The organism is Pseudoduganella sp. R-32, assembly GCF_049913245.1.
Lineage (GTDB): Bacteria > Pseudomonadota > Gammaproteobacteria > Burkholderiales > Burkholderiaceae_D > Rugamonas.
The window spans coordinates 3,399,995-3,415,238 of the sequence record NZ_CP183987.1 but is presented as its reverse complement, the minus strand read 5'-3'; the positions used below and the strand labels follow the sequence as shown (position 1 = coordinate 3,415,238).

Genomic DNA, 15,244 nt, shown 5'->3' with positions numbered 1-15,244 from the left:
ATCACTTGTCGCTGACGTAAGGCAGCACACGGCTGGCCAGACGGGTATCGGTGCGCAGCACGCTCACCTCGTCGGCCAGGATATGCACTGCTTCGTTCAGCAGTACGTCCTTGGCATTCTTGGCGGCCTTTTCGGCATCCAATTCGGCCGACAGCGACCGTTCGTCCGCTTGCAGGCCGTCATCGGTGCGGATCGCGCCGCGCACCTGGTTGGCCTGGCGCTGGGCGGCGCGCGGGTTGGCAGGCTTGGCGGCAATCGCCTTGTTCAGCGCATCTTTCGGGTCCGGCACCAGGATCGGATCATCCGGCGATGGACCGGCAGCCAGGCGCTGTTCACGCAGCTTGGCGCGCGCCTCCTGCTGGTCGCGCTCCTTGCGGCGCACGGTTTCGTTCAGGGACACCACGTTGTCCTGGCGCTGCTTTTTGACATAGCTGATGTCGTCCAGCAGGTATTGGTAGTCCTTGTCCTTGGCAACGCGTGCCTCGTGCTTTTTATCCAGCATCGGCACGATTTCCTTCAACTCGCCGGCCGGGATATACACCGCAGGCTTGATCTGGGTGTATGGCAGCGCGTTGTCGTAGCTCGATTCGCCGAAGTTTTCAGCATCGCTGGTGGAAGCCAGCTTGATGTCCGGCGTCACGCCGCGCAGCTGGGTGGTACCGCCGTTGATGCGGAAGAACTGGGCCACCGTCATCTTCAGTTCACCGAAGCGCGACTTGTCGCTCTGGCCAAAGCGGTCCAGGTTGACCAGAGTCTGCACGGTGCCTTTGCCGAAGCTCGGTTCACCGATCACGAGGCCACGGCCGTAATCCTGGATTGCCGCCGCAAAGATCTCGGAAGCCGATGCCGAACCGCGGTTGATCAGCACGCCCACCGGACCATCCCACGACAGGCCAGGCACGTTGTCCGCTTCCACTTCGACGCGGCCTTCGGCGTTACGCTGCTGCACCACCGGACCACGGTCGATGAACAGGCCGGTCAGCTCGACCGCCTCGGTCAGCGAACCGCCGCCGTTGTTGCGCAGATCGATCAGTACATTGTCGACCTTCTCTTTCTTCAGTTCACCCAGCAGGCGGGCGACGTCGCGCGTGGCGCTCTTGTAGTCCTTGTCGCCCTTGCGGCGCGCATCCCAGTCCTGGTAGAAGGTCGGCAGCGAGATCACGCCGATGCGGCGCTTGACGGCGCCATCCTTGACTTCCAGGATCGAGCGCTTGGCCGACTGCTCTTCCATGCTGATTTTCTTGCGCACCAGCGACAGCACGAAGGGCTTGCCGTCCGGGCCTGCATCAGCGCCCAGCACCTGCAGCCTGACGGTCGAGTCTTTCGGGCCGCGGATCAACTGCACCACGTCGTCGATACGCCAGCCCAGCACGTCGGTGAATTTCTCGGATTCGCCCTGTGCCACGGCGACAATGCGGTCGCCCACCTTGAGTTTGTTGGACAGGCCGGCCGGGCTGCCCGGCACGATTTCGCGAATCACGGTGTACTCGTCGCGGTTCTGCAGCACGGCGCCAATGCCTTCCAGCGACAGGCGCATGGCGATGTCGAAGTTCTCGGAAGCGCGCGGGCCCAGGTAGTTGGTGTGCGGCTCGATCGACATGGCGTAGGCGTTCATGAAGATCTGGAACACGTCTTCGCTATTCAGCTTGCGCGAACGGGTCACGTAGTTTTCGTAGCGCTTGTCCAGCGTCTCGCGGATCGACTTCTCGTCCTTGCCGGCCAGCTTCAGGCGCAGCCAGTCGTTCTTCACACGCTTGCGCCACAGGTCTTTCACTTCGGCTTCCGACTTCGGCCAGTCGGCCTTCTCGCGGTCGAACTGGTAGCTCTCGTCCTGCGTGAAGTCGAACTTGGATTTCAGCAGTTCGCGGGCATAGGCCATGCGGTCGGCGAAGCGCTGCTGGTACAGGTTGTAGATAGCGAAAGGCGTTTGCAGGTTTTCGCTGTTGATCGCGTCATCCAGGCGCGACTTTTCCTTGCTGAAGGAATCGATATCGGCCTGGGTAAAGAACAGTTTCTCGCCATCGAGCGATTTGAAATAGCGGTCGAAGATCTTCTCCGACATCGCGTCGTCCAGCGGCGTAGCCTTGTAATGGTAGCGCGACAGCACGCGGGACGCCCACAAGGCGGCCTGGGTCTGCTGTGCTGCAGGCTTGACGGTGACGTCTGTCGCCTTGTCTGCCTGGGCGGCGCCCGCATAAGCGGTGACCAGTGCCAGGGACAGGGTGGCCAACAGGGTGTGCTTCTTCATCGGCTTGCTCCGAACGTAGGTGATTCTATAAGAATAGTGCTGATCCCATTCTACAGGATAGGACACTCTCTGGGAGAGAGGGGACGATGGGCAGTGTGCTGGGCTTCACTTAAGCCAGCCTGAAGGCTGAGCCATCTGACAAGATTTACGCTAAGTCATTGAATTTTCGAAGAAACATTTTGTAACAGGTGAAATTTCCAGGTGGCAACGCGATATCATATCGGCCCTGCCTCAAAAATAATCAAGAACCATGTCCCATCCAACGCCTCCCATTCGCAGCTGGAGCGTCGGCACCAAGATTGCCGCCTTCACGTTTATCCTTGTCAGCGCCCTGTTAGCGCTACTTATTGTCTTCATCAACTGGAACAGCACTGCCATGCTGGAGCAGCGCGCTCGCAACCAGGTTGCTGCCGACCTGAATGGCGTCTCCAATATGCTGGACGTATTCAACGCTGCGATGGTCAACGATGCCGCGAACTACGCGCGCCAATTCGCCGCCCAGGTGCCCGGCCCGTTTTCACTCGAAGGCAGCGACCTGGCCGCCGGCGGCAAGGCCGTCAACAACGATTTCAGCATTCCCGACAACTTCACCGCCCAAACGGGTGCCATCGCCACCATTTTTGCAGCCGACGGCAACGAATTCGTGCGCGTGACCACTTCGGTGAAAAAAGAGAACGGCGAGCGCGCCATCGGCACCCAGCTCGATCACAACAACCCAAGTTATGCGCGGCTGCGCGAAGGCCGCTCCTATACCGGACTCGCACAACTGTTCGGCAAGCCCTACATCACCCAATACGACCCGGTGAAGGACGCCTCGGGCAAGGTTGTCGGCGTGCTGTTCATCGGCCTGGACATCAGCAAGAACATTACGGCCCTGAAGGACAAGATCAAGGGCATCCGCATTGGCGAAACCGGCTACGTCTACGTGTTGAATGCAGCCCCCGGCAAGGACTACGGCACGCTGCTGGTCCACCCTTCCAGCGAAGGCGCATCGATGCTGGAGACCAAAGACAGCAACGGCAAGGCCTTCATCCGCGAGATGCTTGAGCAAAAATCGGGCGAGGTGCGCTATATGTGGTCCGATGCAGAGGGCAAGACCTCGCCCCAGGAAAAACTGCTGGTGTACCGCTACTTCGACGACTGGAAATGGATCGTTGCCGGCGGCACCTACGTCCAGGAGATCACCAGGGATGCCGTCACTGCTCGCAACCGTTATGCGGTATGCGGCATCGTCGCCCTGCTCGCCTTTGCCGCCAGCCTGTTGCTGCTGGTGCGCGCCATTGTCAGCCGCCCGTTGCTGCAGGTGCAGGGCGCGGCCGACCGTATTGCCGGCGGCGACCTGACCGTGCGGCTGGACGTGACCACCGGCGATGAAATCGGCAAGGTCCTGGGCGCCATGAACGGCATCAGCGAACGCCTGGCGGACGTGGTTGGAGGCGTGCGCGAGGGTGCCGACCAGATCGCCACTGCTTCGTCGCAGATCGCAGCCGGCAACCAGGATTTGTCGGCGCGTACCGAGCAGCAGGCTTCGAGCCTGGAGGAAACCGCCGCTTCGATGGAAGAGTTGACTTCGACCGTGCGCCAGAACGCCGACAACGCCCGCCAAGCCAATGCGCTGGCGCGCGAAGCATCGGACGTGGCTTCGCGCGGCGGAGCGCAGGTGGCGCAAGTGGTGGAGAAGATGGGAGCCATCAACGAGGCCTCCCGTAAGATCGAAGACATCATCTCCGTGATCGACAGCATCGCCTTCCAGACCAACATCCTCGCCCTGAATGCGGCTGTCGAAGCGGCACGCGCGGGCGAACAGGGCCGCGGCTTTGCCGTGGTGGCGAGCGAAGTGCGCAACCTGGCCCAGCGCAGCGCCGCTGCAGCACAGGAGATCAAGGGATTGATCGCCAACTCCACGGGTGAAGTCGAAGCCGGCGCCAAACTGGTCGAATTGGCCGGTGCGACGATGGAAGAAGTGGTGAACAGCGTCGGCCGCGTGACCGACATCATGGGCGAAATCAGTGCCGCCAGCGAGGAACAGCGCGCCGGCATCGACCAGGTCAACCAGGCCATCGGCCAGATGGACCAGGTCACGCAGCAGAATGCCGCCCTGGTAGAGGAAGCCGCCGCAGCCGCCGGCGCCATGCAGGATCAGGCCGAAGCGCTGGTCCGCGAAGTGCGCGCCTTCAAGCTACCAGGCCATGCAGCCACGGGATCGTCGTCCAGGCGTACCACCCTGCGCCTGCGATAAGCAGCAACGGCCATGAGCGCACGGCCAGCTTCCAGTCCGTCGCAGACGGCCAGCAGGCCAGGAACTGCGGCGCGACAAGGAAGGCCAGGCCGGCGTCCAGCGCTTCGAAATGCCAGGTGCCGCGCGTGCGCAGCACGGCAACACACCACGGGATCAGCGCCAGCAGCAGCGGCGCGAGCGCGGTGAAAGCGGAGTTGTACCAGCGCGCGTTGGCCAGCTTGACCTCGCCCAGGCGATAGCCCTTGCCCTCGCGGCGCGGGATGATGGACAGGGAAACCGGCCGCGCAAACGTCAGCAGCCCGGCCACGAAATGGGCCAGTTCATGGCACAGGGTGCCCGGCAGCTGCATCAGCGTGAACGCCACATAGCGCTGCGACAGCACCCAGATTGCCGCCGCAAGGCATAGCGACGGCGTCAGGTAAAACAGTCTATCCAATTAACCCGTATAAAAGCAGCGGCCGCAGGCCTGGCGATAAGCCTCGTTGCCGCCGATGCTGATTTGCTCGCCTTCGCGAATGCGCTCGCCCTTTTCGTCCACGCGGATGTTCATCGTGGCCTTTTTGCCGCAAGTGCAGATATTCTTGATTTCCTCGATATCGTCGGCCAGCGCAAGCAGGTAGGCCGAACCCGGGAACGGCTCGCCGCGGAAGTCGCTGCGCAAGCCGTAGCAGATCACCGGCACGCCCTTGGCCTGCGCCAGCTGGTGCAGCTGCTTGACCTGCTCCGGTGACAGGAACTGCGCCTCGTCGACAAGCACACAGGCCACTTTCTGCATGTCTTGCAGGAAGTTGGTCTCAGACGAGAACAGCTCGACTTCGCGCTGCGGCCCCAGGCGGGAAGTCACCTTGCCCACGCCATAGCGGTCGTCAATGGCGGCGGTGAACAGGCGCACGATCAAGCCCTGTTCTTCGTAGTTATGGGCGACCTGCAGCATGGAGGTCGATTTGCCTGCGTTCATCGCAGAATAGCGGAAGTAGAGTTTTGCCACGGTGGAAATTATATTAAAAGTCGCTGCGCGATTATACGCGAGGCTCAACCCGCCAAAAAAGGTATAAGCTAGCGCAAAGAAATTCCTTCTTGGTTCAATCGAATCGCCACACAATGCGCGTTTTTCGCAAGGAGAGAAAATGCAGAATACCCGTCCTGCAGCTTTGTTCAGCCTGATCGGCAATACACCGCTTGCCGAAGTCACCCGCCTCGACACCGGCCCGTGCCGGCTGTTCCTCAAGCTTGAATCGCAAAATCCCGGCGGCTCCATCAAGGACCGCATCGGCCTGTCCATCATCGAAGCCGCCGAGCGCGAAGGCTTGCTCAAGCCGGGCGGCACCATCGTCGAAGCCACGGCAGGCAACACCGGCCTGGGACTGGCCCTGGTCGGCGCCATCAAAGGCTATAAGGTGCTGCTGGTGGTGCCAGACAAGATGGCCACCGAAAAGATCCTGCACCTGAAGGCGCTCGGCGCCGACGTGCGCATTACCCGTTCCGACGTCGGCAAAGGCCACCCCGAGTATTACCAGGATTACGCTGCCCGGCTGGCCAGCGAGATCCCCGGCGCCTTCTTCGCCGACCAGTTCAACAACCCGGCCAACCCGCTGGCCCACGAAACCACCACCGGCCCTGAAATCTGGGAGCAGATGGCGCGCGAGATCGACGCCATCGTGGTCGGCGTCGGCTCCTCCGGCACGCTGACCGGCCTGGCGCGCTACTTCCGCAAGGTCGCCCCGCACGTCAGGTTCATCCTGGCCGATCCCAAGGGTTCGATCCTGAAGGAATACGTGGATACCGGCAAAGTCGCCGATACCAGCGGCTCCTGGGCGGTGGAAGGCATCGGCGAGGACTTCATCCCCGCTATCGCCGATATGGAGGCGATCTCGCAGGCCTACACCATCACTGACCAGGAAAGCTTCGACAGCGCACGCGCCCTGTTGCGCGCCGAAGGCATCCTGGCCGGCTCCTCGACCGGCACCCTGCTGGCAGCGGCCCTGAAATACTGCCGCGAACAGAGCAAGCCGCAACGTGTGGTGACCTTCGTCTGCGACACCGGCACCCGCTACCTGTCCAAGGTCTACAACGATAGCTGGATGTTCGACCAGGGCCTACTGCAGCGCCAGAAGCTGGGCGACCTGCGCGACCTGATCGGGCGCCTGTTCGAAAACGGCGACGTGGTCAGCGTGGCGCCGGGCGACACCTTGCTGATCGCCTTCAACCGCATGCGTGCAGCCGACCTGGCGCAGCTGCCGGTAATCGACAACGGCAAGCTGGTCGGCCTCATCGACGAGTCCGACCTCCTGCTGAAAGTCGAAAAGGATGCGGCCCGGTTCAAGGGCGACGTAGGCGGCACCATGACCAGCCGTGTCGAAACCCTGGCGCCATCTGCCGGCATGCCCGCCCTTCGTGATACCCTCGACCGTGGCTTGACCGCCGTGATTGCCGAAGGCGGCAAGTTCTATGGCCTGATCACCCGCTACGACTTACTCAACCACCTGCGCAGGACCTTATCTTGAGCGAAAAAAAGACCAAAGCCCACCTGGCCACGCGCGTCATCCACGCTGGCCAGCACCCTGATCCATCGACCGGCGCCATCATGCCGCCGATCTATGCCACGTCCACTTTCGTCCAGCAAAGCCCCGGTGTGCACAAGGGCCTGGACTACGGCCGCTCGCACAACCCGACGCGCTGGGCGCTGGAGCGCTGCGTGGCCGACCTGGAAGGCGGCGCGCAGGCCTTCGCCTTTGCCTCCGGCCTGGCCGCGATTTCCACCGTGCTGGAACTGCTCGATGCGGGTTCGCACATCGTGGCGGGCGACGATATGTACGGCGGCACCTTCCGCCTGTTCGAACGTGTACGGCGACGCAGCGCGGGCCATGAGTTCACCTATGCCGACCTGACCAACCCGGAAAACCTGCTGGCCGCCCTGCGCCCGGAAACGAAAATGGTGTGGGTGGAAACGCCGACCAACCCGATGCTGAAACTGGCCGACCTCGCGGCCATCGCGCGCATCTGCCGCGAACGCGGCATCCTGGCCGTGGCCGACAACACCTTCGCCAGCCCGATCGTGCAGCGCCCGCTGGAGCTGGGCTTCGACGTCGTCGTGCACTCCGCCACCAAGTACCTGAACGGGCACTCGGATATCATCGGCGGCATCGCGGTGGTTGGCGGCGAAGAACGCCAGTCGGCCTGGCGCGAGCAATTGGCCTTCCTGCAGAATTCCGTCGGCGCCATTGCCGGTCCGTTCGACGCCTTCCTGGCCCTGCGCGGCGTGAAAACGCTGGCGATCCGCATGGAACGCCACTGCAAGAGCGCACTGGAGCTGGCGCGCTGGCTGGAACGCGAGCCCAAGGTGAAAAAGGTGTTCTATCCAGGCCTCGAGTCGCATCCCCAGCACACCCTGGCCAAGGCGCAGATGGACGGCTTCGGCGGCATCATTTCGATCGACCTCGATACCGACCTGGCTGGCGCCCGCCGCTTCCTGGAACGCTGCGAAGTGTTCGCGCTGGCGGAAAGCCTGGGCGGCGTGGAATCGCTGATCGAGCACCCTGCCCTGATGACCCATGCATCGATTCCGGCGACCCAGCGCGCCACGCTGGGCATCGGCGATGGCCTGATCCGTCTCTCCGTCGGGATCGAAGACATCGAGGATTTGCGCCAAGACCTGCGCAATGCCCTTGACGCCATCTGAACGCCACTGCAGCAACTGCAAGCGCCCGATGCGGGTGCTTGATCTCTCCGGCCATTACCAGCGGCGGGTGGAGATCGACACCTGCCCGCATTGCTGCCTGGTGTGGTTCGACGACACGGAATCGGTGCGGCTGGCAGGCCCCGGCATCGCCGAATTCGTGCGCGAGATCCATGGGGCAATGCAAGCCGGCGGCGAGCACGCGCATGCGGTGTCGCTGGCGCGCATCCAGGCCTGCCCGGTCTGCAACGCGCCGCTCAAGCGTGTGTTCGACATGTCGCGCTTCGGGCGCACTTCCAAACTCCAGTGCCCGCACGGGCATGGCTATTACCAGACCTACATTCTCTACCTGGCCGAGAAAGGCTTTGCCCGCCCCCTCGCATGGTCCGATATCCGTTCCCTGCATGCCGCAGGGAAGGAAGTTTTTTGCGCAGGCTGCGGTTGTCCGCTTCCCGCGCGGCCGGTCGAAGCGTGTCCGGCTTGTCACTCGGCCGTCGGGGTAATCGACCCCGCCCGCCTGGCGCTGGCCGTCGCGCCGGACGGTCCGTCCAGTAGCGTTAATGCCCCGGCAGTCGAACAGCATCAATGCCACGCATGCGGCGGCGCCATCGACCTGACGCGCGACATCCATTGCCCCCACTGCCAGACGCCGGTATTGCGCCGGGATACAGAAGATGCCTCAGCTTCCGCCACGGCAGCCGCTAGCGCGGCGGAGGCGGCATTGGCCTCCGTGCGGGACGACTCCCCCCGACTCAAGACCGCAAGCCAGCATGCGCTGGTCAATTTTGGCGAAGACCGCCGCACGCAGCGGCTGCGGAATGTCGAATTCCGGCTGGCCGTCGGACTCCTGATTGGCGGCATTGCGCTCGCACTCATGGCCTGGTACCGGCAGCCGGCGCAACGTGCCAACTGGAAACGCCAGGAGGCGCCGCTGATTTCGTACGCTCCGCGCTTCAAGGAGGCGGAGCTGAAGTGCGACCTGCATTCATCGGTAAGGCGCGAAGTGCGGGTGCGCCAATTGATTATCGCGCCAGGTGCGCCGGGGCCGGGGCCGGCCAACGCCACCTACGGCGCGATGCAGGCAGCCTACATGCAGGCCAAGACCGTGCGAGCCGAATGGGAAGCCAGCGGCGCATTTGACATGCTCGAGCAACAGTTCGGCGTACCGAATGCGGACCCACGCAGCCTGCCGACAGGCCTCTTTCGCCGCGGCGAAGCGTTGGCCGCAGTGGAACGCGCAGCGTTCTGCCTGCCTGTCCATGAAATCAGCCCGCCACTACTTGCCGAGGACGGCTTTCACATCATCGAGGTGCTGGAAGCGCGTTAATCGGCTGGCCGTCGTGCAGGATCGCTGATGTTGAAGACGCGCCGGACCAGGCTTTCCAGCGCCACGAACACGCCCTCCACCCCAAAGCCGGCAATGAACGATAACGCCGACGTGCTGAGTGCCCAGTTGCCCAACAGCCCGATCTCACTGCCCGGCGTCTGGCCGGATGGATTGACGAACAAGGCAATGCAGGCGCCAATCGTGGCGCCCAGCGCCAACTGCAGCAAGGCCAGGGTGAAATCGCGCGGCGACAACAGGCTTTCGCGCATCTTGGCCCACAGGCCGCGCACCACTGCGGCGCCCGCGCCCAACACGCCGTAGCACAACGGCAGCACAGCCGTTCCGACCACCAGCGTGACGACGCGCGCCTGCTCCTCCAGGGCGCGTTGAACGCGGCCTTGCATTTCCGCCGGTGTCGCACTCGCCTGCACCGCGCCGTTCTCCGGCATGCGGCCGAACGGGCGAGCCAGCACGCTGTAGCAGGCCTGCCAGGGGACAAGCCAATCGCGCAGGTTCATGCTGATTGCGGCCGCCTGCGCCGTCAGCTGCTGGCGCCGCGTGCAAAGCTGGTACTCCTCCGTACTGCGGAAGTGCGGCGAGCCCGCCGTATCGGCCTCAGTGCAGAACTGCATCGGAGGCGCGGTAGTGCTGGCCGTGTGCTTGAATTCAGCTTCCGCAATCTCTTTGGACAGGGCGGCTTGCGCGGCCTGCACCGCATCGAGGTGCTGCAGGATGGCGCTGCCACCGGCAACATGCCAGGACGTCACACAGGTCAGCACCAGTCCAATCAGCAGCAGGTAGACCACCAGCTTCATGCGCAGGTTGAAACTAGAAGCCACCCGTACCAGGCCTGGAAATGCAGTGCGGGCCAGGGTCAGGCGTGTCGGCTTGTCCCAGTGCGGGCTGTGTGCGGAGCCGTTCCCGCTGCCGCCGCCCCCGAACATCTTGTCGCGCAACCAGTTGCGCCAGTCGCGCCGGTTGTCCTCGCCCACCACCAGCAAAGTAAAGGCAATGGTCAGGCCCGTCGCCGGGCGTGCCGCGGCATTCAGCTTATCCTTCGCACACAATACCTTGACCGCCTGCGCCACGCGCTGTTGCTCGCTATCGGGCTGCGCCAGGCCGATCGCACACAGTTCATCGATGTGCGGCTCGCCGTCGTCGTGGTTATGGAAATTGTAGAGGCTCTTGTCCCAGCGTCCGGAGATGTGGTCAAGCAGCAGGAAGACTTCATTCAGCTCACGCACGAAGATGAACTCTTCGATCCGCTGGCAGGGTTCGCCGCCATTTTCCTCACGATTGGAAGACATGCCCGCCTCCCTATTAGCATGTTGTCACTTCATTGTGCGCCTGCCAAGGCGGGGAGGACTTTGCGCTAGCTCAAACGTGAACCCTATTCGCCCGGATGGTACTTGCGTTCCAGGTTCTTTTCGATGTCTTCCTTGTAGAACAGCACGTCCTTGAATTCGCCGCGCGCATACATCTCGGCCTGGTCATTGAAGTGCGGCGACGCAGGATCGCCGCTTTCGCCGCCGGCCAGGATGCTCTTGGCCCTCACCTTCGGCCCGAATTCAACAGCCGCCACGAAGCTATTGCCGCGCTCGCCATAAATACGCCTGGTGCGCTGCTGCGACGTCATGCCGTAAGCAGCCAGCGCGCCGAAATTGCCGGACGCGTAAGGTACTGGAATGCTTGGCTTGTTATCGTCAAACGGCTGCGCGATATCGCCGGTCAGGCGCTGGAAGCGGTTGATCTCGCCCCATGGTGTTTTCCAGCTGCCGAAGTCGGCGGCCAGCTTGTTCGAAGCACGCACCAGCGCTTCCAGCCGCTGTTTCGACGTCAGCTGGGTCGCCAGGTAATCGAGGACCGGCATGCCCTTGGCTTTCGCCGCGGCACCGTATTGCTTCACCTGGTCCTGCAGCCAGTAGATGGCGACCGAAGTCGGCACCGATGTCAGCGAATAGCGCATATCCCAATCGCGCAACAGCGTGACCTGTTCGATCACGGCGGCCTTGGACAGGTCGCTGGCCGGTGCCTCGTCATAGGCGCGCACCAGCAGCGGCAGCAGCGGTTCGAAGGCGGGCAACTGGCTGTCGTAGGCGGCGGCGATCAGGCTGTCGATGGTGAAGTCCTTCTTCCCTTGCAGGACGCGAACGGCGTGAATGCCGCGCGCATTCTCGGGGTTGACCGACATGTAGGCCGGATAATCCTCGGGGCGCGGGCTATAGGGGCCGGCGGCCGAGAACGGCCAGTTGTTGGTGTTCTGAATCCAGCCATTTTTCGGGTTGAACAGTTGGATGGTTTCGCGCACCTGGTGCAAGCCTTTCCAGTCGGTCGCCGGATCGGCGCCGTTGACCGGCTTGCTGTAGTCAAAACGCGGGTCGCGCACGGGGATGAAATTGCCGTGGAAATAGGCGATACTGCCGTCCGCATCCGCATACACGGTGTTGTTGGATGAGTTGGTGCGAAGCTCCATCGACCTGTAGAAAGCCGGATAGTTGCGGGCCTTGGTGCGAATGAAGGACTGTGTCAGCGCCTTCAGCGGTTCGTTCATCATCGCCACCGAGACCCACTTTCCATCCTGTTCGCGCACCACAGGGCCGCGATGCGTGAAATAGGCCGTTACCGTCTTCTCAGCCCGGCTGCCATCCTCCGCCTTGTACGGCAGTTGCACTTGCACGGTGCGGAAGGGGCGCAGCTCCTTGCCATACTGGTAGAAGAATTTACCGTCCTTCTCCACCACGGTTTCCAGGTATTCGTCGATCACGTCGCCGCCGCCGGAAGTGTGCATCCAGCCGATGCGGTCGTTAAAGCCCTGGTAGACAAAGAACTGCCCCCAGGTTACCGCGCCATAGGCGTTCAGGCCCTCCTGGCTGTTCACGTGGATCTCCGGCCGGAAGTAGAACGAGGTGTGCGGATTGATCATCAACAGCGCGTGGCCAGACTTGCTCATGGCCGGCGCGATCGCGAAGCCGTTCGAGCCGCGCGGCTCGTTATCCAGATCGCTGCCAACGGCAGCCACGGACGGCGCCGGGCGCTTGCTGTAGAACGCCTTCAACTGCTCGATATTGACGGTTTCGATGTCGCCGCCGATACTGCCTTCGCTGAAGCTGAGCGCCATCCAGGGCTCGAAGCGGTTCAGCAAGCGCGCCTGCACCTGCGGGTGGGTGTGCAGGTAGAAGTTCAGGCCATCGGCCCATGCCACCATCAGCTTCTTCAGCCAGTCCGGGCTGGCCTTGTACTGGGCCTTCAACTGCTCGGGCGTGATGAAGAGCTTCATGCGCAAGTCCTGATACAGCGCCTTTTCGCCTTCCACTTCCGCCAGCCGGCCCATGGCGTTGATGAAATTCAGCTCGATACGCTTGAAATCATCTTCCGACTGCGCGTACATCATGCCGAATACCGCTTCCGCGTCGCTCTTGCCGTAAATATGCGGAATGCCCCATTTGTCGCGCAGGATGGTGACGCGCTTGGCAATCGCTTGCAGGCGCAGTACTTCCGCAGGACTCAAGGCTCCACCCGCCTGTGAAGCGGCGGGGGCGGCAATCGCAGGAATGGCGCAGAACGCGACGAGCGCGGCATTCAGCTTCAGCATGCTTTATTGCTCCACCAGTTGTGCAATGCGTTCGCGCAGTTCGGCGTTTTCGGCGCGCAGCGCGGCATTCTTTTCCTTCAATTGCGAGATCTCGAGGCGCAGCACCTCCACCTCGGTCAGCGGGGCCGGACGCTCAGCTGCTTCGTAATGCGCCTCGCCAGCATCTTCTTTCGGAGGTTTCGGCGGGCGGTTGGCGGCGCGCTGTTCGCGGATCTCGCGCGCTGCCTGCTGCAGGAACTTGCGGCCGCCGGCGACGGCCGACTTCTGGTCTTCTTCCGGCAACGAAGCCACGGTGGCGGCGGCATTGATCGAGATCGTGCCGGAGCGCACGGCTTCCACCAGTTCCGGCGTCGCGCTGCGGGTGATCTTTTCGATCTGGCCCAGGGTATTGGCGCTCAGGCGCGCCGCGCGGGCAATGTCTTCGCGCTTGGCCTTGGCCTTCGGCGGAGCCGCCGGTTCCTCGGCTTCCGGGTCCGGCGGCGCAATGGCGGCATCTTCCGCCTTGGCCTGCTCTTTCACAGCCTGTTCGCGCTTGCCCAGGATTTCCTGCTGGCGCAGGGCCAGCACGCCACGCTGGAAGTCCGACACGCTGCGGCGGCCCAGGTGGTTATCGATCATCCACAGCATCACGTCTTCAATATCCTTGAAGCTCGTGTTCTGGGTGACTTTAAACGGAATGCCGTGCTGCTGGCAGATCGAATAGCGGTTATGGCCATCGACCAACACATCGTTCCACAGCACCAACGCATCGCGGCAGCCTTCGGCCAGCAGGCTGCGCTCCAGCGCAGTACGCTCAGCCTCGGTCAACGGCTCGATATAGTCCCGCAGGACGTCGTTAATCTTGATTTGCATGGGGCTTTCCAGGGGATTCTGCGACCAGCATGCTACAACATTCCGCGGCGATTACAAGCATTGCCAGAATTGCCACTACTGGATGTTAACCAAGAGACATGTCATAATAGCGGGCTTCAAAGTGCCCCGGTGGTGAAATTGGTAGACACACCGGACTTAAAATCCGTTGCCTGCAAGGGCGTGCCGGTTCGATTCCGGCCCGGGGCACCAAGCCTGCATATCCGAAGATGTGCTGCAGTGCGGCTGACTAATTTGAACTAACTTCAACTTCGCTCAGCACTCTGATCCGTGCTAGTTGACAGTGCTGTCAGCATCCGTCACACTATCCATACCACTCATCTTTTGAGGTGTCATTAGGTTGGCTCCTCTTGAGACGGAAAAGCCGCTCACATGGGCGGCTTTTTCACATTTGGAAAGATATCAGTGGTGTCGACAATTCCAAAGCCTCCTCTAAGGATCGCCGTCTACGTTGACGGCTATAACCTCTACTATGGCCGATTGAGGGGCACCGACTTCAAATGGCTTGATATTGTTAAGCTGTTCGATGCTCTTCTTGCGCAACGTGATCAAAATGAGCAATTAGTGGTGGTGAAACACTTCACCGCGCCGGCGCTGGCGCATTTTGCGACACACGGTGCGGCCTCCGTGGAGGCGCAATCAGCATATCATCGCGCATTGAAAGCGAAGCATAAGGACCGCTTCGAGGTGATTTATGGTAACCATTCGTATGACAAAAGCGGCGCCCTGCTCCCGAGTTTCGTTGCTGGTCAACCATGTGATCGGACGAATCGCATACGAGTCTGGAAACTGGAGGAGAAAAAGACTGACGTAAATTTGGCACTCTGTATGTACCGCGATGCATGTAAAGGCCTCTACGATCGAATAATACTGGTCACTAACGACAGCGACGCTGAGCCAGCATTGGAAGCAATACGCGCGGACTTCCCCAGGATCATGATTGGCGTTGTGATGCCGATTCATCCACCTGTCCCAGGCACAGAAAAGCACCGTCGGACGAGCGGGTCGCTGTCCAGGCATGCGGACTGGGTCCTACCTCACCTCCAGGACGGTCAACTTGAGCATGCCCGCTTACCGGACATAGTACCCACAAACAAAAAGCCAATTCGCAAGCCGCCGCATTGGTAGGGCAATGTTGATTCGGCCCGAGAGCCATTAAATTACGTGACTCCCTAAGTTGACTCCGGGGATCTTATGCGCCTACACTCCGCACCGTTATCAATTTTTGGAGTCCCCTTTCATGGGCACTTGTTCGAGTCATAGTTGTCAGCCGGTTCATTCCGGCCCCGCAT

The 15,244-nt window shown here is 61.9% G+C and carries 11 protein-coding genes and 1 tRNA gene; 6 read left to right on the top strand and 6 right to left on the bottom strand.

Features of this window, described 5'->3' with window-relative positions; translation table 11 throughout:
- Position 1 precedes the first annotated feature (1 nt).
- On the bottom strand, positions 2-2,248 hold the full coding sequence (locus tag ACN9MU_RS15740) for a carboxy terminal-processing peptidase (RefSeq protein WP_426171934.1): 2,247 nt from the start codon (positions 2,246-2,248) through the stop codon (positions 2-4).
- Positions 2,249-2,498: 250 nt separating this feature from the next.
- Here ACN9MU_RS15740 and ACN9MU_RS15735 point away from each other — a divergent pair, with 250 nt between their 5' ends.
- The gene (locus tag ACN9MU_RS15735; protein ID WP_426344852.1) at positions 2,499-4,487 is read left to right on the top strand and encodes a methyl-accepting chemotaxis protein; all 1,989 of its coding nucleotides are present in this window, start codon (positions 2,499-2,501) and stop codon (positions 4,485-4,487) included.
- Here ACN9MU_RS15735 and ACN9MU_RS15730 read toward each other — a convergent pair.
- A complete protein-coding gene (locus ACN9MU_RS15730; RefSeq protein WP_426344851.1) occupies positions 4,423-4,923 on the bottom strand; it encodes a hypothetical protein in 501 nt (166 codons plus the stop codon). The two genes, ACN9MU_RS15735 and ACN9MU_RS15730, sit on opposite strands and share 65 nt — an antisense overlap.
- The gene (locus tag ACN9MU_RS15725; protein ID WP_426171930.1) at positions 4,924-5,475 is read right to left on the bottom strand and encodes a thymidine kinase; all 552 of its coding nucleotides are present in this window, start codon (positions 5,473-5,475) and stop codon (positions 4,924-4,926) included.
- Between the two features lie 139 nt (positions 5,476-5,614).
- Between ACN9MU_RS15725 and ACN9MU_RS15720 the strand changes: the two genes are divergently transcribed.
- Genes ACN9MU_RS15720 through ACN9MU_RS15710 form a run of 3 tightly spaced genes read left to right on the top strand, consistent with a single transcriptional unit; the run spans position 5,615 to position 9,490 of the window.
- A complete protein-coding gene (locus ACN9MU_RS15720; RefSeq protein ID WP_426337610.1) occupies positions 5,615-6,991 on the top strand; it encodes a pyridoxal-phosphate dependent enzyme in 1,377 nt (458 codons plus the stop codon).
- Positions 6,988-8,166, top strand: a complete 1,179-nt coding sequence (locus ACN9MU_RS15715) for a trans-sulfuration enzyme family protein (protein WP_426323535.1) — start codon at positions 6,988-6,990, stop codon at positions 8,164-8,166. Before ACN9MU_RS15720 ends, ACN9MU_RS15715 begins: the two co-directional genes overlap by 4 nt.
- Positions 8,153-9,490 carry a zf-TFIIB domain-containing protein gene (locus tag ACN9MU_RS15710; protein ID WP_426344850.1) on the top strand — a complete coding sequence of 446 codons (1,338 nt, stop codon included), beginning with the start codon at positions 8,153-8,155 and terminating at the stop codon, positions 9,488-9,490. Before ACN9MU_RS15715 ends, ACN9MU_RS15710 begins: the two co-directional genes overlap by 14 nt.
- Here ACN9MU_RS15710 and ACN9MU_RS15705 read toward each other — a convergent pair.
- From ACN9MU_RS15705 to ACN9MU_RS15695, 3 genes are all read right to left on the bottom strand, one after another.
- Positions 9,487-10,797: a hypothetical protein gene (locus tag ACN9MU_RS15705; protein ID WP_426323531.1), complete on the bottom strand. Its 1,311-nt coding sequence runs from the start codon at positions 10,795-10,797 to the stop codon at positions 9,487-9,489. The two genes, ACN9MU_RS15710 and ACN9MU_RS15705, sit on opposite strands and share 4 nt — an antisense overlap.
- A gap of 83 nt (positions 10,798-10,880) precedes the next feature.
- A complete protein-coding gene (locus ACN9MU_RS15700; protein WP_426344849.1) occupies positions 10,881-13,082 on the bottom strand; it encodes a penicillin acylase family protein in 2,202 nt (733 codons plus the stop codon).
- A gap of 3 nt (positions 13,083-13,085) precedes the next feature.
- Positions 13,086-13,934, bottom strand: coding sequence for a hypothetical protein (locus ACN9MU_RS15695; RefSeq protein WP_426171922.1), 849 nt, complete (start codon positions 13,932-13,934; stop codon positions 13,086-13,088).
- Positions 13,935-14,057: 123 nt separating this feature from the next.
- Between ACN9MU_RS15695 and ACN9MU_RS15690 the strand changes: the two genes are divergently transcribed.
- Both ACN9MU_RS15690 and ACN9MU_RS15685 read left to right on the top strand, forming a co-directional pair.
- A tRNA-Leu gene (locus ACN9MU_RS15690) sits at positions 14,058-14,144 on the top strand.
- Positions 14,145-14,324: 180 nt separating this feature from the next.
- Complete coding sequence (locus tag ACN9MU_RS15685; RefSeq protein ID WP_426344848.1) at positions 14,325-15,080, top strand: NYN domain-containing protein; 756 nt, start codon at positions 14,325-14,327, stop codon at positions 15,078-15,080.
- The last annotated feature ends 164 nt before the right edge of the window (positions 15,081-15,244 follow it).